Annotated in this window: 18 protein-coding genes; all 18 read right to left on the minus strand. The window is 43.1% G+C overall.

Features of this window, described 5'->3' with window-relative positions; all coding sequences use genetic code 11:
• Nucleotides 1-92: 92 nt before the first annotated feature.
• Nucleotides 93-1205, minus strand: a complete 1113-nt coding sequence (gene rpoD, locus CEF21_RS15505) for an RNA polymerase sigma factor RpoD (RefSeq protein ID WP_123917902.1) — start codon at nt 1203-1205, stop codon at nt 93-95.
• A gap of 125 nt (nt 1206-1330) precedes the next feature.
• Nucleotides 1331-3157, minus strand: a complete 1827-nt coding sequence (gene dnaG / locus CEF21_RS15510) for a DNA primase (RefSeq protein WP_123917904.1) — start codon at nt 3155-3157, stop codon at nt 1331-1333.
• Between the two features lie 32 nt (nt 3158-3189).
• Nucleotides 3190-3642, minus strand: a complete 453-nt coding sequence (locus CEF21_RS15515; protein WP_241156689.1) for a YaiI/YqxD family protein — start codon at nt 3640-3642, stop codon at nt 3190-3192.
• A gap of 422 nt (nt 3643-4064) precedes the next feature.
• Nucleotides 4065-4871, minus strand: coding sequence for a pyruvate, water dikinase regulatory protein (locus CEF21_RS15520; protein WP_123917908.1), 807 nt, complete (start codon nt 4869-4871; stop codon nt 4065-4067).
• Nucleotides 4872-4893: 22 nt separating this feature from the next.
• On the minus strand, nt 4894-5532 hold the full coding sequence (gene ccpN / locus CEF21_RS15525) for a transcriptional regulator CcpN (protein ID WP_123920301.1): 639 nt from the start codon (nt 5530-5532) through the stop codon (nt 4894-4896).
• Between the two features lie 168 nt (nt 5533-5700).
• Nucleotides 5701-7770 (minus strand): glycine--tRNA ligase subunit beta, encoded by a 2070-nt coding sequence (gene glyS, locus CEF21_RS15530; protein ID WP_123917910.1) that lies wholly within the window; start codon nt 7768-7770, stop codon nt 5701-5703.
• The gene (glyQ, locus tag CEF21_RS15535) at nt 7763-8653 is read right to left on the minus strand and encodes a glycine--tRNA ligase subunit alpha (RefSeq protein ID WP_123917912.1); all 891 of its coding nucleotides are present in this window, start codon (nt 8651-8653) and stop codon (nt 7763-7765) included. Before glyQ ends, glyS begins: the two co-directional genes overlap by 8 nt.
• A 312-nt stretch (nt 8654-8965) precedes the next feature.
• Nucleotides 8966-9718, minus strand: a complete 753-nt coding sequence (gene recO / locus CEF21_RS15540) for a DNA repair protein RecO (RefSeq protein ID WP_123917914.1) — start codon at nt 9716-9718, stop codon at nt 8966-8968.
• A gap of 31 nt (nt 9719-9749) precedes the next feature.
• Nucleotides 9750-9893 carry a YqzL family protein gene (locus tag CEF21_RS15545; protein WP_123917916.1) on the minus strand — a complete coding sequence of 48 codons (144 nt, stop codon included), beginning with the start codon at nt 9891-9893 and terminating at the stop codon, nt 9750-9752.
• Between the two features lie 235 nt (nt 9894-10128).
• Complete coding sequence (gene era / locus CEF21_RS15550; RefSeq protein ID WP_123917918.1) at nt 10129-11037, minus strand: GTPase Era; 909 nt, start codon at nt 11035-11037, stop codon at nt 10129-10131.
• A complete protein-coding gene (locus tag CEF21_RS15555; protein WP_277423908.1) occupies nt 11030-11464 on the minus strand; it encodes a cytidine deaminase in 435 nt (144 codons plus the stop codon). The genes era and CEF21_RS15555 overlap by 8 nt, the downstream gene beginning before the upstream one ends.
• 80 nt (nt 11465-11544) lie before the next feature.
• The gene (locus CEF21_RS15560) at nt 11545-11931 is read right to left on the minus strand and encodes a diacylglycerol kinase family protein (protein WP_123917922.1); all 387 of its coding nucleotides are present in this window, start codon (nt 11929-11931) and stop codon (nt 11545-11547) included.
• Nucleotides 11903-12391, minus strand: a complete 489-nt coding sequence (ybeY, locus tag CEF21_RS15565) for an rRNA maturation RNase YbeY (RefSeq protein WP_123917924.1) — start codon at nt 12389-12391, stop codon at nt 11903-11905. Before ybeY ends, CEF21_RS15560 begins: the two co-directional genes overlap by 29 nt.
• Nucleotides 12388-14571, minus strand: coding sequence for an HD family phosphohydrolase (locus CEF21_RS15570; protein ID WP_123917926.1), 2184 nt, complete (start codon nt 14569-14571; stop codon nt 12388-12390). The genes ybeY and CEF21_RS15570 overlap by 4 nt, the downstream gene beginning before the upstream one ends.
• Nucleotides 14572-14653: 82 nt before the next feature.
• A complete protein-coding gene (locus CEF21_RS15575) occupies nt 14654-15616 on the minus strand; it encodes a PhoH family protein (protein WP_123917928.1) in 963 nt (320 codons plus the stop codon).
• 3 nt (nt 15617-15619) lie between these two features.
• Nucleotides 15620-16795 (minus strand): sporulation protein YqfD, encoded by a 1176-nt coding sequence (yqfD, locus tag CEF21_RS15580; RefSeq protein ID WP_123917930.1) that lies wholly within the window; start codon nt 16793-16795, stop codon nt 15620-15622.
• Between the two features lie 19 nt (nt 16796-16814).
• Nucleotides 16815-17099, minus strand: a complete 285-nt coding sequence (yqfC, locus tag CEF21_RS15585) for a sporulation protein YqfC (RefSeq protein WP_123917932.1) — start codon at nt 17097-17099, stop codon at nt 16815-16817.
• Between the two features lie 60 nt (nt 17100-17159).
• A complete protein-coding gene (locus tag CEF21_RS15590) occupies nt 17160-17567 on the minus strand; it encodes a hypothetical protein (protein WP_123917934.1) in 408 nt (135 codons plus the stop codon).
• Nucleotides 17568-17572 lie beyond the last annotated feature (5 nt).

Raw genomic sequence — 17572 nt, forward strand, 5'->3', positions numbered from 1 at the left:
CTTTTGCCGCAGCGGGCGGTAAAGCACCCATTTGTATATAAGAAACGTGAAAAAGGCAAAAAAAAAGAAAGACGGCAATCCGCCTTTCCTTTCTATTCCAGGAAATCCTTTAGTCTTTTGCTTCGGCTAGGGTGACGAAGCTTTCTTAATGCTTTGGCTTCAATTTGGCGAATACGCTCTCGCGTAACACCAAACACTTTCCCAACCTCTTCAAGAGTGCGCGTCCGTCCATCGTCAAGGCCGAAACGAAGACGAAGAACGTTTTCTTCTCTGTCCGTCAGTGTGTCGAGAACGTCCTCCAGCTGTTCTTTAAGAAGCTCATAGGCAGCATGTTCAGAAGGAGAAGTTGCATCCTGATCTTCGATAAAATCACCTAAATGAGAATCATCTTCTTCGCCAATCGGCGTTTCAAGAGAGACAGGTTCCTGAGCAATTTTCAGGATTTCTCTTACTTTTTCAGGAGTCAAATCCATATCTTCTGCAATTTCTTCAGGTGAAGGTTCACGTCCAAGGTCCTGAAGCAGCTGTCTTTGAACACGAATCAGCTTATTAATCGTTTCAACCATATGAACGGGAATCCTGATGGTTCTCGCCTGGTCAGCAATCGCCCTTGTTATAGCCTGGCGAATCCACCACGTTGCATACGTACTGAACTTATAGCCTTTTCGATAATCAAATTTTTCAACTGCTTTCATTAATCCCATATTTCCTTCTTGAATCAAATCGAGGAAAAGCATTCCGCGTCCAACATAGCGCTTAGCAATGCTGACGACGAGACGCAGGTTGGCTTCAGCCAGACGGCGTTTAGCTTCTTCGTCTCCTTCTTCAATTCGTTTAGCCAATTCAATCTCTTCATTGGCAGAAAGAAGATCAACCCGGCCTATTTCTTTTAAGTACATGCGTACTGGATCGTTTATTTTCACTCCAGGCGGCACACTCAGATCATTAAGATCGAACTCTTCTTCTTTAGACAGGTCCTGTATGTTAGGGTCTTCTGCTTCACCGTTTTCTCCTTGAAGCTCAACTCCCTGTTCACCAAGAAATTCATAGTACTCATCCATTTGGTCTGATTCCATTTCAAAACTTGACATACGCTCAGCGATTTCCTCATATGTCAATGAACCACGCTTTTTGCCGATCTCCGTTAGCTGATCTTTCACTTGTTCAAGCGTAAGTTCTGTATCATGGGTTTGTTTGTCAGCCATTGGATCCCCTCCTTCCAAACTCTTGCAGCCTTCTCAGGCAGATGAATTTTGCGCTGCCTTCTCATAAGACGGCTAACTTGCTATAGATGAACTCCATTAAAAATGGATGGACATTTTGGTGATCATTACTGCTTGAATGAACGTTTAAGGTGAACGATTTCCATGGCGATTCTAGCCGCTTTGACGAAATCCCTCTCCCTTTCCGCTTCATTTTTTTCCGCTTCCTTCTCTTGCAGATCAAGGATTTTCGGATAATTAAGAATCTGTTTCATGTAATCCTGTATTTCTGCTGAACTCGGCTCATCATTCACTTGAATCATGGCGATATCGGTTACAGCGGACATAAGTTCCTTATTGGGGAGTCTTTGGATAAAGGTACTGATTTTTTCATCGGTGCCTTCTTCATAAAACGCATATAAATAAGTGGCAATTACTCTGTGCTCCTCAATGTTAAACTGCAGGCCAAGTGTATCCAGCACCTTTTGGGCCGCCTCTTTATTCTTAAGCATATGAGCCAAAAGCATACGCTCTGCGTTATGAAACGCCGGCAGCAGCTTTTTTCGCTTGCGGGGAGCCATCGGCTTCTCAGCAGGCGCCTTATTCTGCTCTTTCTTTTCTTTTGGCCTTTCCGCGGTTCTGAGTACCTCGGTCAGTCTTTCCTTCAGAACCTCCAATGAAATGGCAAACTCACCGGAAATCTGCTTAAGGTAAATTTCCTGTTCCAGAGGATTGTGCAGTTCTGCAAACTCTTTTAAAATCTGCTCGATGTATTGAAACCGCTCTGCTTCATTTTGAAGGTTTTTTCCTCTTCGAAAATAATGCATTTTAAACGCCATGACCGACATACTGCCCCCTATTACATCCTGGCGGAACTTTTCAGCTCCATACCGGTTAATGTAGTCATCGGGGTCAAGGCCGTCTGGAATCACTGCGACCTTTACAGACGCTCCAGCCTCACTTAGCGTCCTGGCGGAACGCAATGCTGCGTCAAGACCTGCTTTATCTGAATCGTAGCAAATAATGACTTCAGCACTGTTTCTCTTTAAAATCTTTGCCTGTTCGTCAGTAAGTGCGGTTCCCATCGCTGCTACCGATTGTTCCACACCTGCCTTCGAGGCAGAAATCACATCCGCAAAGCCTTCCAGAAGAACGGATTGCTGATGTTTCCTAATATGTAACCGTGCTTTGTGGAAATTATAAAGCACTTTGCTTTTATTAAATAATTTCGTCTCGGGACTATTCAGGTACTTGGGCTGTTCGTCTGTCAGAACCCTGCCAGAAAAGGCAATCGTGTTCCCATGGTGATCCAGAATCGGAAACATGATCCGGTTTCTGAACCTGTCGAGGAAGTCGGAGCTGTCATTTTTTTTCACGAGTAATCCGGCCTGTTCCATTAGCGGGAGATTAAATCCCCTGTTTGCCAGGAACTTGGAAACAAAGTTCCATGACGGAAGAGCATAGCCAATCTCAAATTGCTCAATTGATTCTTTAGTAAAGCCCCGATTCAGCAGGTAATCCAAAGCATCCTGACCTTCCTTTGTATTTACCAGCAAATGGTGGTAAAATTTCTTTAAGAGGTCATGAGCTTTCAGCATCTCAGCTGTATCCTCATCCCGGTTTTCGCGGCTTGAACCGGCTGCTGACTGAATAGCTTCCTCAGGCAGAGGAATTCCTTCCTTTTCGGAGATCTGCCTTACAGCTTCTACAAACTCATAGCCCTCTATTTGCATAAGGAACGAGAATACATTTCCTCCTGCGCCGCAGCCAAAGCAGTGAAAGATCTGTTTATCGGGTGAAACAGAAAAGGATGGAGTATTTTCACCATGGAATGGACAAAGCCCAAAAAAGTTGCGTCCCTGTTTTTTTAACTGGACATATTCTCCGATTACATCGACGATGTCCACGGATTGCTGAATCTTATGTACAGCATCCTCCGGAATTCTCTGAGCCATTCTAACATCCCCGTGTTTGAAGTATTCGAGACTTAACGATTAATCCCTGCAATATTCGACAGGATTTTTTCCAGAGCGTCTTTAAAATTTTTTCGATCCTCTTCCAGAAATGGTTTTGGACCTTTAGAGTGGATTCCTTCTCTTCTTCCTTTAGCGGAAAGGTAACGGAATTGCAGGGCTGTTTCTATATTATACTCTGTATAGTGTTTACCCCTTGGCGTTAAAACGATAACGTTTTTTTTCAGGAGCAGGCCGGCTAATCCAATATCCTGGCTGATGACCACATCTCCTGATTTGACCCGGTTCACAATGTAGAGGTCTGCTGATTCTTTGTCCGTATCAACATAAACCCATTTTTTCCCTAAATCATTGGATGTCATATGGTTATAGGAAGCGACAAAAACCGTCTCAAGGCCATGTGAATCTCCTATAGAAACAATCTCCTCTTTAACAGGACATGCATCAGCATCAACTAATATTTTCACCTTTTTTTCGGCATTTTTCTCTATTCTCCATCACTCCGTTAAAATCCTTCTTCATGAGCCAAATCCAGCCGGTTAAAACTTCATATACATTGAAGCATTGAAATTTTCATCGCGGTCCGCTGCCGAAAGCCTCTCAGCCAGAACCTTGTCGAAACATTTCAGCTTCAAAACCTTGACAGATACTAGTAAATAGTTTATTCTACCGCTTCAAAGTCTAAACCTAAAAAGTGTAATTTTATCACAATTTTTTATTATAATACAAAGTCCTTAATATATCTATCATTTTAACTTAAATTAGCAAAAGGTTTTTTCTGGTTCCTTCATTAAGTCCATAGGAAAGCCCGGCTGAATAAATCAGCTGGGCTTTCCCTTCCCAAAGCAAAGAAGAAGGACCTATCATCAGCCTGATGCTGCAGGCTTCCTTATTTACTCATAATGGTTTGAATAATGTTAGCTGTTTCCTCAACAGCTTTATTTGAAACGTCAATAACGTCGCATCCTATCCGGTCAACGACTTTATTAAAGTATTCAATCTCTTCGTTGATGCGGTTGATATTGGCATAAATAGCCTGATCATTCAAACCAAGTGATTTAAGCCTCTCACGTCTGATGTTATTTAGCTTTTCCGCACTAATCCTTAGACCTATGCATTTTCTGGCTGGAATCTTGAATAGTTCTTCTGGAGGTTCTACTTCTGGAACGATGGGAACATTCGCTACTTTGAAGCGCTTATGTGCCAAATATTGAGACAAAGGGGTTTTAGAAGTTCTTGAAACACCAATCAGGATGATGTCGGCTTTCAGCAATCCTCTGGGATCCCTTCCATCATCATACTTAACAGCAAACTCAATCGCTTCGACCTTCTTGAAATAATCCTCATCCAGTTTCCTGACCCTCCCAGGCTCATACTTTGCCTGAATTCCGTATGAAGTTTCCATTTTGTCGATCAGAGGCCCGATTATGTCATGCACCGGCACATTTCTAATAGATGCCAGCTGTATTAAATAATTTCTTAACTCCGGTACGACCAGTGTAAAACAAATAATGGCCCCATCCATTTGCGCGTAAGAGACAACTTCTTCAATTGTTGTTTTGTCTTCCACATAAGGAATCCGTTTTATCACTGTATTGGCAGCCGTTCCATTAAACTGGCTGATTGCCGCCTTTACGACCAGCTCGGCCGTTTCTCCCACTGAATCTGACACGACATAAACGACACGGTTGTTCATCCCGTTCCCCCGCTTCCCTATCCTAAATAATATCGTTATCTGCAAGCCTCATTAGAATTTTTGTCATATTGGTTTTGGTAATCCGGCCAGTGACTTCAAATCCTTTATCTGTATCCCGGATAATTGGGAGTGCATCTATTTGCTTTTCAATTAATGATCTGGCTACGTCCATAATGTAATCATCGTTTCTGCAAACGGTAATATTCGGCATCCTCGTCATAATAATATTTACAGGAATTGAAGCCAGTTCTTGCTTGCCGATGCTTGCACGGAGCAAATCTTTCCTGGAAAGCACGCCAACAAGAATGGAATCTTTATCCACAACAAATAGCGTTCCAACATCTTCGAGAAACATCGTGACAATCGCATCATAAACTGACACATTCTCACTCACCACTACTGGAATGGATTGAAAATCTTTCACCTGAAGTTTTTTCAGCTTATCACTTAACAGCTGATTCCCTGTTTTTCCTGTATAAAAATAACCCACTCTCGGTCTTGCTTCTAAATAACCAGACATCGTTAAGATCGCTAAATCCGGTCTTAAGGTAGCTCTCGTCAAGTTCAATTGATCGGCAATATGCTCACCTGTTATAGGACCGTTCTCCTTCACAATCTGAAGGATAATTTCCTGCCGCTTGTTCAGTTCGATTGTACTCACCACCAATTCCGGCATTCTGCGGCTTTATATCGTTTCATCCGCAAAGGATTATGTACATTATTGGTTGAATCTTATTCCCATTATATATGAACCGTGTTAAAAAAATAGTCATGCCTGAACGCTTTTTATATAAGTTTGGATCCTGTCAGACAGGATCCAAAGCTCTTCTTATTTTACGAGAATCGAATTCATTTCTGCAAATGATCGAATCACATCCGCAAGCTGCTTCATTTGCGCCAAGCGGTTTCTTTTTACTTTTTCATCCTCTGCCATAACCATTGTATGGTCAAAGTATGAAGTAATTTCAGGGGTCATACTTTTCAGGGCAGCGAATGCCTCACTGTATTCCGAAGAATCGGCAGCTGCTCTGTATCTCTCGATTGTTTTATCTGCTTTTTCATAAAGCGCCTTCTCGTAATCATTTTCAAACAAATCAGGAGAAACAGCTGCATCATCCTCTGCTTTTCCAGCAATATTGAGAACACGCGAAAAGGCTTCGATTGTCTCCTTGAATCCTTCTGCCCCCGATTCAGATGCAAGCACTTCCGAGCGCTTGATCATCGAAGTGATTTCAAGATTGGATGATTGAAGGATTGCTTCTACAACATCATAGCGGACATTTCTTTCGTCCATTACATACTTCGCCCTCATCTTGAAAAATCCTGTTAAATCTTCGATCAGTTTTTCGGATTCACTCACACCCAGTACCGAGATCGACAGCTGGAACAATTCAGGAAGAGGGATAATCCAGTTGTGAGCGAGCAGAATTTGAACGATTCCGCTTGCCTGTCTTCGAAGTGCGTAAGGATCTTGAGAGCCCGTAGGAAGCATGCCAATAGAGAAAAATGCACAAATTGTATCAAGCTTATCCGCAATCGCTACGGCAGCACCTGCCTCAGATGGCGGAGCGGGATCCTCGGAATGTCTCGGACTGTAATGCTCATTGATGGCAGCAGCAACAGTCTCCTTTTCCCCCAGCAGCTTTGCATACTTCTCTCCCATAATTCCCTGAAGCTCTGGAAATTCATAAACCATATGGGAAACGAGATCAAATTTACTTATGCGGGCTGCACGTGTTGCATCTTCACGAACCGTTTCACTCAGCTCCAGACGTTTCGCTATAGCTTCCGTCAAGGCAGTCACTCTTCTTACTTTATCTGCAAGGGATCCAAGTTCTTCATGGAATACAATTTTTTCAAGTTTTTCTAACGCTTCACCGATTTGAAGCTTATGATCTTCCCGGTAAAAGAACGCTGCGTCAGAAAGTCTTGCTCTTAAAACCTTCTCATTTCCGCGTGCTACGTTTTCAAGGTGAACATCATTGCCATTGCGGACTGTAATAAAGTAAGAAAGGAGAACCCCCTCCTCATTTTTGACAGGGAAATAACGCTGATGCTCTTTCATAGTGGTAACAAGCACTTCTTCAGGAAGCGTCAAATATTCTTCTTCAAACTTGCCATACAGAGCCGTGGGATATTCAACAAGATTATTGACTTCTTCCAGGAGAGTTTCATCAACAGGAATCGTCCAGCTGTTTTTCCTTGCGATATCATCCAGCTGGCTTCGAATCATTTGTTTACGGACCGCCGGGTCTGCTATGACAAACTGTTCTTTGAGAGATTGTTCATATTCTGCTGGTTCCGTGATGGACACTTCCGATTCGCCTAAGAAACGATGTCCGCTTATAACGCTGCCTGTGTGAACGCCAGCCAGCTGAAAAGGGATGACCTCTGAACCGAACAGCGCAACGATGGATTTAATCGGACGGGCGTAACGCATTTCCTGGCTGCCCCATCTCATATTTTTAGGAAAAGTCATGCTTGAGATCACTTTATCAAGACTTTTGAGAAGTTCCATCGTAAATTGGCCTTTGACATGTTTTTGCACATGCACATATTCGACCCCGTTAATTTCTTTAAAATAGATGTCTTCTTCAGAAGCTCCCTGCCCCCTGCAAAATCCTGCAGCTGCTTTACTCCAGTTGCCTTCAGCATCGAGAGCAATTTTTTTAGCAGGTCCTTTTGCTTCTTCTGTTACATCCTCTTGCTTCTCAGCAAGATCCGATACAAAAACGGCAAGACGCCGGGGAGTTGAATAAAGCCGAACCGCCCCAAACGGGATTTTATGATCATTCAGCCATTTCTGCATTTTTTCTCCAAGCTGATTCATCGATTCGGTCACAAACCTTGCCGGCAGTTCTTCAAGGCCGATTTCAAGCAGCAGGTCACGTTTAGCCATGGTTTTCCGCCTCCTGTTCCTTTACCATTGGAAAGCCTAATTTTTCTCTTTCGTCATAAAAAGTTCTTGCCACTTTTCTAGCGAGGTTCCGGACGCGGCCAATATAGCCTGTGCGCTCTGTAACAGAAATGGCGCCTCTCGCATCCAGCAAGTTAAAGGTATGGGAGCACTTCAGCACATAATCATACGCGGGATGAACAAGTCCCTGGTCCATTTGGCGGTGCGCTTCCTTTTCATACACCGTAAATAGTTGAAAGAGCATGTCGGCATCCGATGTTTCAAATGTGTATTTAGAGTGTTCATACTCAGGCATTCCAAAAATATCCCGAACGGTATATCCTTTTGTCCATTCCAGATCAAACACATTTTCTTTATCCTGGATATAGGAGGCAAGACGTTCAATCCCGTATGTAATTTCTACAGAAACAGGCTTGCATTCCAAACCGCCAACCTGCTGGAAGTAGGTAAATTGAGTGATTTCCATGCCATCAAGCCACACTTCCCACCCAAGACCTGCGCAGCCAAGAGAAGGATTTTCCCAGTTATCCTCCACAAAACGGATATCATGCTGCAAAGGATCGATCCCAAGAGCTTTTAAAGAATCCAGGTAAAGTTCTTGAATATTATCAGGGGATGGCTTCATGATCACCTGGAACTGGTGATGCTGGTACAGCCTGTTTGGATTCTCTCCATAGCGCCCGTCTGCTGGACGGCGGGACGGTTCAACATAAGCAACATTCCACGGTTCAGGACCAATCGCTCTCAAAAAAGTATAAGGACTCATCGTACCTGCGCCTTTTTCCGTATCATAAGCCTGCATCAGGATACATCCCTGCTCTGACCAATGCTTCTGCAGCGTTAAAATCATATTTTGAATATTCATTGGATCCCTCCTAAAGGATTACAATTGACATAAGAACATAAAAACTCCCGTCCCTATGCCATCGTGTAATGACATAGGGACGAGAGTTACCCGCGGTTCCACCCTACTTGGGATGATAGAAGATGCAATCTTCCGTAATCCCCTCTTTTAAACGAACATGCTCCGGAATGCCTTTCGCAGCAGTTTGCAGCCCGGCTCTCACCATCCCGGACTCGCTTTCATACAAACGATTGCTGTTACTTCTTTCCTTCTTCGCACAATTGAATTATATACGAATCATAATGAAAAAAAGCCGTCATGTCAACATGCTCTCTACAATTGATTGCGCAATGTGTCCATTTGATCAAGAAAGCGTTTTGATTTTAAGAAGAGTCCCGAATATTCCTGGTAATAGCTGGTTAATACAAGCTTCAGCTCATTTTTGGTTTCTGTTTTGACAGAGATTTCACCGAGCCGGTTTAAATCAAAAAAATAAAGGAGCCTTAAAATTCTTACAGTCCCCTGTGAGATTACAAGACGGTATGGATCTTTTTCAAAGCAGCGGTGGCACAAAAAACCGGCTTCCCTTATAGAAAAATGAAACGTTCCTTCTGTGCTGCCGCAATTGACACAGCCATTTAAATGAGGTGTAATCCCCAGAACAGGAAGCATCTTCAGTTCGAACATCCGCAATAGAATTTCTGCATCGCGGCCTTCATCCATATTCTGAAACATTTGCAGAAGAAGTTCAAAAAGGAAGGGATTCCTTTGCATATTTTCTGTCGACTTATCCAAAAGCTCAGCCAGATAGGAGGCATAGGCAGTCAAAAATAAATCTTCTCTTATAGAGCGCATAGAAGCTATGGTTTCCGCCTGCTGAAGGCTTCCCAGTCCGGAGGATTTCTGAAATAAAAAGGTTCCGTACGTAAAAAGCTGAGTCATTGCTGAAAGCCGGCTATTCGGTTTTTTCGCCCCTCTAGCCATCACTCCAACTTTGCCCAGCTCTCTCGTATAAATCGTAACGATTTTATTGTTTTCCCCATAGTTGGAGGACCTTATGATAATTCCTTCACATTTTTGGAGCACCTTTTCCCTCCCCATCCGGAAGGATCAGTAATCAAATCAGCGGAAAATCGGGATGGATCAGCTCATCTTCCTGTGTTTCGGGCCCATCAGCATGCTCCTTTTCCATTTCTTTAAAAAGAAGATACGTGTCAATGTTACCTGTCTGATAAAATACCTTCCAGGTAAAATCCTTCATGAATACCCCCACCTTTCGTCTATAAGACCAGAAAAGCTATTCCAAATTCCTTACTGATAGGATGACCCTGACTCCTTCTATTCATGTTAAACAATATTTGCTAAATTTGTGCAATAAAACTCTGTTAAACTTGGCAGTTTATTTCTTCCAGACATACAGACACAGCAGTCCTATTCCATGCTGCTGCACCTGTACCCCTACCTTCCAGCACCTTTAACATGAACGCAGCCTGAAATTAATATTCGTCTTCTCTGAATCCGTAATCTCTAAGCTGGTTCATTTTGTTTCTCCAGTCTTTCTGAACTTTCACCCACAGTTCCAAAAACACCTTAGAACCAAGCAGTGCCTCAATATCTACACGTGCACGCTGCCCGACTTCCTTCAGCATTTTCCCCTGTTTTCCAATGACAATTCCTTTTTGGGAATCCCGTTCAACAATAACGGTTGCCGCTACATAGACAGAGGCGTTTTCTTCTCTTCGTTCAATTGCATCAATCACCACAGCAACTGAATGCGGGATTTCTTCGCGTGTTAGATGAAGCACTTTTTCCCGGATCAGTTCAGAAATAATAAACCGTTCCGGATGGTCCGTTACCTGATCCGCGGGATAATATTGCGGACCTTCAGGCAGATAGGACTTAATCTGATCAAGAAGTGTCTCCACATTGTTTCCCTGTAAAGCCGAAATCGGCACAACTTCTTTAAATGGGTATAGGGCTTTGTACTTTTCAATCAGCGGAAACAGCTGATCGGGATGCAGCTGATCAATTTTGTTAATGACCAGGAATACAGGCGTTTTAACTTCTTTCAGTTTCTCTATGATGAATTCATCGCCTCTGCCATAGCCTTCTTCAGCATTGATCATAAACATAATCAAATCGACTTCGCGAAGGGTATTCTGTGCGACCTTCATCATAAAGTCCCCTAGCTTATGTTTTGGTTTATGGATGCCTGGAGTGTCAATAAAGATTGTTTGGGAATCATCTGTCGTGAGAACTCCCTGTATTTTGTTCCGGGTTGTTTGAGGTTTATCACTCATGATCGCAATTTTCTGTCCGATCACCCGATTTAAAAACGTTGATTTGCCCACGTTTGGACGGCCTATAATAGAAACAAAACCTGATTTAAAACCATTGTTAGTCATTCAAATCCTCCGCTGAAAATGCTCCCGGCAATAAATCTCCCGCTGTAAGCTGTTCGATATCACCGTTCATGTTCGTTAATATTACTTTCATATCCTTGCTGCAAAGCTCCGAAATCACCTGACGGCAAGCACCGCATGGCGGTACCGGTCTTTTTGTATCTGCTACAACAGCAATCGCTTCGAAGTCGTGATCTCCTTCAGAGTATGCTTTAAATAGTGCTGTTCGTTCGGCACAATTACACATGCTGTATGCGGCATTTTCGATGTTGCATCCGCCGTAAATCTTGCCGGATTTGGTCAAAAGCGCAGCGCCTACTTTAAATTTGGAGTAAGGCACATAAGCTCTTTCCCTTGCTGCTTTAGCTTCTATGATTAATTGATCTGTGGTCATGCCGCATGTCATCCTCTCGTTTTCATTCAGCTGCATCTGCTTTTATTTTACCCGAAATTGCCTTCATTTTCACTCATTCTTAAGAATTAAAGAATAAATAATGTGAATATTCTAAATTATATAAAATTTATAAGCTTCGGTACAAAGATAAGCAGCCCCAAAATCAAAGCTGCAAGGGCTGCAATGAATACAGCTCCTGCAGCCGCATCCTTTGCAGCTTTCGCCAGCGGGTGGTATTCGCTTACCGCTAAATCAACTGTGCGCTCAATTGCGGTATTCATGAGCTCCAGTGAAAGCACCGCTCCAATGGAGCCAATAATTAAATACCACTCACTTACTGTTATTTGCAAAATAAAACCGGCTGCAGCAGCCAATACCATCGCAAAACAATGAATTTGAAAATTTCTTTCGCGGCGGTATACATCTTTAATCCCTGCCCAGGCGAATGCGAAGCTTTTCAATAATCGTTTTAACTCAGAGGTCTTCTGATCTCTTAAGCCCATAGGAATCTAGAATCCCTTTCTGCTTAGTAAACATTTCCTTTTCTTCTTCTTCGCTCATATGATCATATCCGAGCAGATGCAAAAAACCGTGGACTGCCAGAAACCCAAGCTCGCGCTGAAAGCTGTGCCCATAGTCTTCAGCCTGTTCCCTTGTTCTTTGGACAGATATAATGATGTCTCCAAGGACTGCCGGTAGATCAGCACCTATGATCTCAATCTCATCTTCTCCCTGCTCTTCCATCGCGAAAGAAATAACATCAGTGGGCTGATCTTTCCCTCTGTATTCCCGATTGATTTCCTGAATCCGGCTGTTATCTGTAAAAGTGACCGAAATCTCAGCCCCTCCGTTTATTTGCTCTTCCTCTGCAGCATATTGCAGCAATTCTTCCACCATCTTTATTTCCTTCGATGACAGCTCGCCTGTTTCATCTGCCAAATCAATCATCAGTCTCTCATTCATGCTTGTTTCACCTTCTGTTTCGTTACTTCCGGATATTCAATTCGCGAATGAAAAATCCCTTTTAAAGATTCGCAAAAGGACTTCGCCACGATATCCAGTTCTTTTAATGTTAAATCACATTCATTAAGCTGTCCATCCTGCAGGCGGTCAGCGATGATCCCTCTTACCAGTTTCTGTATGCGCTCAGGCGTTGGACTCGACATGGAGCGGACAGCTGCTTCCACACTGTCTGCAATGGAAATGACAGCAATTTCTCTCGTTTGAGGCTTTGGTCCGGGGTAGCGGAATTCTTCCTCCAGAATCTCGTCTCCCCGTTCCTTTGCCTTGTAATAAAAATACTTAAGCAGACTCGTACCATGATGCTGTTCAGCTATATCAACAAATTCTTTCGGCATTTTATGCTTTCTCAGCATTTCCGCACCATCAGAAGCATGGGCAATAATGACATTCTTACTAAGCTGAGGTGAAAGCTTATCATGGGGATTATCCATTTTCATCTGATTTTCAATAAAATACTGCGGACGCTTTGTCTTTCCAATGTCATGATAGTATGCACCCACTCTCGCAAGAAGCCCGTTGGCTCCAATAGCTTCACAGGCACTCTCGGATAAATTCGCCACCATCACACTATGATGATACGTTCCGGGTGTTTCAGTAAGAATTTTCCTTAGGAGCGGATGGTTAGGGTTAGACAGTTCAATGAGACGCATGGTTGAAAGCAGTCCGAATCCCGTTTCAAAAAAAGGCTGAAAACCCATAACAAGGACTGAAGCTGCAAGTCCTGAAACTGCAGCCATAATGACATAGCTTCCAAATTCGAGATTTGAGTAGTTGCCATTTTGGATCATCGTTAAAGCTGAAATCATTAAGATGTTGATCAAAGCCACGAATAGTCCGGCCTGCAGGATTCTCGAACGAAGATTATGCTTATTTAAGAAAAGGACGCCTGCCAGACACCCAGCCAGGTAGTAGATCCCCATATTAAAATTAAAAGTACCGGTAATCCCCTCATTGAATACAATGCTGCCGCAAACAGAGAGAATGATACTGGATAGTATAGCCTGTCTTTCACTAATCAGCAATTTTATGAGCATTGGCCCCATTGCCGCAGGTACAATCAATCCTATGTATGCAATATCAAGCTGCTGGAACAGGCTGATGGCCTTCATAAAAAGGAGAGAAATGATGAACACCAGCACAAAGAGCAGCAAAGAGAGATTCTTTTTTTCAGACGCATTCCGCTGATTTTCAAAATAATATATTAAAACGGAAACGGTTAAAAGAACAAATACGGAGAGACCAAGAAACGGCTTGAAGGATTGTTTATTGTTAATCAGCCCCGCAATTTCCAGTTTATGATACACATCAGGAGTTATAGGCTGACCTTCAGATACAATGATTTGCCCTTGCTTGATCAGACTTTCTTTTACGCTGTCCGCTGCCTGCTGGCGCTTTTCTTTTGTAGCTTTGTCATCATAAATATAGTTGGGAATCACAGCATATTGACCAATCCTGATTGCCGACTGAAGCATTTCAGAGGTAAGGGGCGTGTATTGAAGCTCTTTTTCAACCTGCTGTTTTGCTTCGCCAAGCTTGTCCGTTGTAATTTCCTTACCCATCACTTTATTCACTGTTGTAACAACAGACTCTTTTGCCAGCTTCAGTTCCTCAGGAGAAGCTCCAAGCAGTGGCAGAAGTGTATCTTTAGAAATCTTTTGCTTCAGACCGTCGGAGAGTTTATCTTCCAGGAGGCTGGATTTTTCACTCTCGGTAAGCGGTTTCACTTCTGAGGCCTTTTCTTCCTCACCTTTTGGCGCCGTTTCGTCATTCTCTTTCAATATTGGCCCCTGGTTTACCTCTATGGCTGAATTAAAGATGAAATTGACGATTTCGACTCTGCTTTCAGAATACTCCTCTACCAGTCTGTACTGATCAGGGACTTCCTGATAAGCCTCTCTTTTTTTCCTTTCTGTTTCCTGCATATCTGTTACAGAAATCGGGGAGTACAAGGTCTGCTTGGATATATCAAGCAATTTAATATCTAAGTTCTGGGGCTTAACGTTTCCGTAAAGAGCAGCAAACAAAATAATCCCGAACAGCACATATAAAATATAGTGAAGGAAGCGATATTGATTAATAAGATCGATTTGTTTTTTCAGGCCTGTCCTCTTTTTTGTCATATAAGGCACCTCCTGCCGTTTAGAAATCCAGTCAAATGTCCCATGATAGATAGACAGATGACCCATAGCGGGTCATCTGCCGTTAGTTCTCATTTTTTTCATAAGCTTCAATGATTTTTCCAACAAGAGGATGTCTGACTACATCTGTCTGCTGAAGTTCAATAAATGAAATGCCAGGTACATGCTGAAGCATGCTTCGTGTTATGGCAAGACCCGATTTTACTCCTTTTGGAAGATCTACCTGTGTGATATCGCCTGTCACTACCATTTTCGATCCGAATCCAAGTCTTGTTAAAAACATTTTCATCTGGGCATGGGTTGTATTTTGGGATTCGTCCAGGATCACGAACGCATCATCCAGTGTACGGCCCCTCATGTAAGCAAGAGGAGCGATTTCAATCGTTCCCCGCTCAATGAGCCGTTCTGTATGCTCCAGCCCGAGAACGTCGTGCAGGGCGTCGTATAAAGGCCTTAAATAAGGATCTACCTTCTCTTTTAAATCTCCAGGCAGAAATCCAAGGCTTTCGCCTGCTTCAACGGCAGGCCTTGTCAGCACAATCCGCTTGACTGTTCCGTTCTTGAGGGCATTTACTGCCATCACTACTGCCAGATACGTTTTTCCTGTACCCGCCGGACCAATGCCGAACACAAGATCTGATTGTCTGATCGCAGAAATATAATGCCTTTGTCCAAGCGTTTTAATTCTGATCGGCTTGCCTTTTGCGCTTTTTGCAATTTCTTCCGTAAACAGAGCCTGGAACTCCTCCAGCTTCTGTTTCTTTGCCAAACTTACCGCATAGATCACGTCTCTTTCTGAAATAACGATTCCTTTGCGGATGACACTAAGCAAAGCCTGCAGGATATCGTCAGTCAGCTGGACATTTAGTGATTCCCCGGAAACATATACGGCCTCGCCGCGGGTAACGATTGTGACATTAAGCTCTTCTTCAAGCCTTTTTAAATGGATATCCTGATTTCCGAACAGCATAAGAGCTTCATTCGGATTTTCTAATTTTTGATTCATTGACACTAAGTCTTCTGGCATTCTTTAGTCTCCCTGAACAATTGGCGTAGTTTTCACAATATCTTCAATAACCTGGTAAAGTATTTTCAATTTTACTTTACCATTCTCATTCTCTTGGTGCAAAACTTTTTCGCCTGATATGCGGCCGCTTTCTCCGATTTTTTGCATAAGTTCTTCTTTTCCCATTTCCACTCCGGCTTTAACTGCCTCCTTCACCGTATAACTCCTGCTTACTTCTTCCTTTTCCCTTTTTATTTCTTTTATATACGAAAAAGGAGTCTTCCATCCTAAAAATTGCAGCTCCCTTTTATCTTCTTCTGTAACATAAACGTCGGGCTCTTCCTGTCTGAAGCCCCAAATTTGCATATTCCAGCCGTTTATTGAGATATAGTGTTTGTTTGACTGATTGCCGCTGAAAACTCTGAAATTCGTTTTAAGCGGAACTTCAACCGAAGACTCATACCAGGTCTCTCCATATATTTCTGCCTTTGCGGGAATTCCTTTGCTCCCGATCATTCCCGAAACGAGAAGCTGTCCTTTCTCTACATGGTCATTGACCATCGCTGCAGGCTGGCCCTGTTCCACATACATTCTCATGATCACGGCTTTTTTCTTCGCTACAATATTGCGCGGGCCCGCGTATTCCTTCTGCTCAGGAGTATTTTTCTCGACAACTTTCAAATGATAGGATGTACCATTCAATTCCACCCCAACCCACGTTAATGCAGGCACTTTTTCCGTCAAGATCTTCTGTATATCATCTGCATCATGGGTAAGGAACTGAACAGCGCCTGCTTTAACTCCGATCCTGTCGAGTTCCTTCATGATTAAGTGTTCCGTCTCTGGCTTTGCTCCATATACTTCTACAGACCAAATCATATTGGAAAGCATAAATAAAGCGGCCAGAAAAAGAAGAATTCCCAAGACAAATCCGCTATTCTTAAAAGAACGCCTTATTACAAATGGAAATCCCTCTCTTTTCGTAAAAACGCATCGGCATTCATGCTGTCTGCGCACCGCCCTGAAGGCATGTACATCTTTTAGGCGAATAAAAAAGGAAATCGAATGATCCCCTTCCCTCGCTGCCCTCCATACAGCAATTCCGTTCCGCAGACAGTCGTTAATCAGCCTCTCGAGCCCTTTACCCTCTGCTCGTATTTGAACATATCCTATCCAAAAATTTGTCCAGCCGTTTTTCAAAGCATTTCTCCTCCATTCGCTATTGCTCGAGGTACTGAACTTGCTCTATTTTTCCTTCCAGCATAATTTCTTCAGGTAATATGGTCCGGATGACAAAATTGTGTCCTTTTATAAGAAGCTGCCCCTGCTTTAGAAGAAGCCGGATTTCCTGATCTGAGAACGTAAGAAGTCCCCGGTGGTTTTCAATATAAATATGGATTTGGCCAACCATTGTGATTCGCGGCAAATCCATCATGACATCAGGCGGGAGTTCGATTGTTTTCGTTATCCAGTTTGCAATGCGGCTGCTCCATTTTTTCGCCATAAAAAAGAACCCCCCTTCATCTCATATGTATGAGGGAAGGAGGGTTCTAATACATGATTATTACGGTCTTATTTTTCTTTGCCTTGTATGATGAGGATTCAGCGAACGGGGTTTCCCTATAATTTCTGCCCATATCATCCCCTGAATAACAGGATTCCGGACTGTTTGGGTCCCGGCCGCAGATTTTTTCAATTTAACGACAGCCAGTTCCTGTTCACTGCCGGAGAAATCATTTGTGAAGGACCGCTCTTTCGCCTTTTGATATACCTCCTGCATGGAGGCGTGTACCTGCGTTTTTTTCAAGGCGGAGGAATCCTGTGCCCGCTTCTTTTTTTCAGGCTTTTTTTCAGGCTCTTTTACCCGCTCTTTAAACAGGAAAGATACCAGCAGCCCGCCTATCCAGATTACTGCTCCGGAAAGCACTGGATTATTCGTAACCGCATCAATCAATGAACTGATTGCATTCAATCATA

Source organism: Bacillus sp. FJAT-42376 (assembly GCF_003816055.1).
GTDB lineage: Bacteria > Bacillota > Bacilli > Bacillales > Bacillaceae > Metabacillus_B.

Bases quoted from the DNA above. Each gene is read 5' to 3' on its own strand.
- CEF21_RS15520 (WP_123917908.1), bottom strand. From the start codon at position 4,871: ATGAACAACCGTGTCGTTTATGTCGTGTCAGATTCAGTGGGAGAAACG.
- glyQ (WP_123917912.1), bottom strand. From the start codon at position 8,653: ATGAATATTCAAAATATGATTTTAACGCTGCAGAAGCATTGGTCAGAG.
- era (WP_123917918.1), bottom strand. From the start codon at position 11,037: ATGACTAACAATGGTTTTAAATCAGGTTTTGTTTCTATTATAGGCCGT.
- CEF21_RS15555 (WP_277423908.1), bottom strand. From the start codon at position 11,464: ATGCAGCTGAATGAAAACGAGAGGATGACATGCGGCATGACCACAGAT.
- rpoD (WP_123917902.1), bottom strand. From the start codon at position 1,205: ATGGCTGACAAACAAACCCATGATACAGAACTTACGCTTGAACAAGTG.
- yqfC (WP_123917932.1), bottom strand. From the start codon at position 17,099: ATGGCGAAAAAATGGAGCAGCCGCATTGCAAACTGGATAACGAAAACA.
- CEF21_RS15545 (WP_123917916.1), bottom strand. From the start codon at position 9,893: ATGAAGGATTTTACCTGGAAGGTATTTTATCAGACAGGTAACATTGAC.
- CEF21_RS15560 (WP_123917922.1), bottom strand. From the start codon at position 11,931: ATGGGCTTAAGAGATCAGAAGACCTCTGAGTTAAAACGATTATTGAAA.
- CEF21_RS15570 (WP_123917926.1), bottom strand. From the start codon at position 14,571: ATGACAAAAAAGAGGACAGGCCTGAAAAAACAAATCGATCTTATTAAT.
- dnaG (WP_123917904.1), bottom strand. From the start codon at position 3,157: ATGGCTCAGAGAATTCCGGAGGATGCTGTACATAAGATTCAGCAATCC.
- ybeY (WP_123917924.1), bottom strand. From the start codon at position 12,391: ATGAATGAGAGACTGATGATTGATTTGGCAGATGAAACAGGCGAGCTG.
- glyS (WP_123917910.1), bottom strand. From the start codon at position 7,770: ATGGCTAAACGTGACCTGCTGCTTGAAATCGGCCTTGAAGAACTGCCG.
- CEF21_RS15575 (WP_123917928.1), bottom strand. From the start codon at position 15,616: ATGCCAGAAGACTTAGTGTCAATGAATCAAAAATTAGAAAATCCGAAT.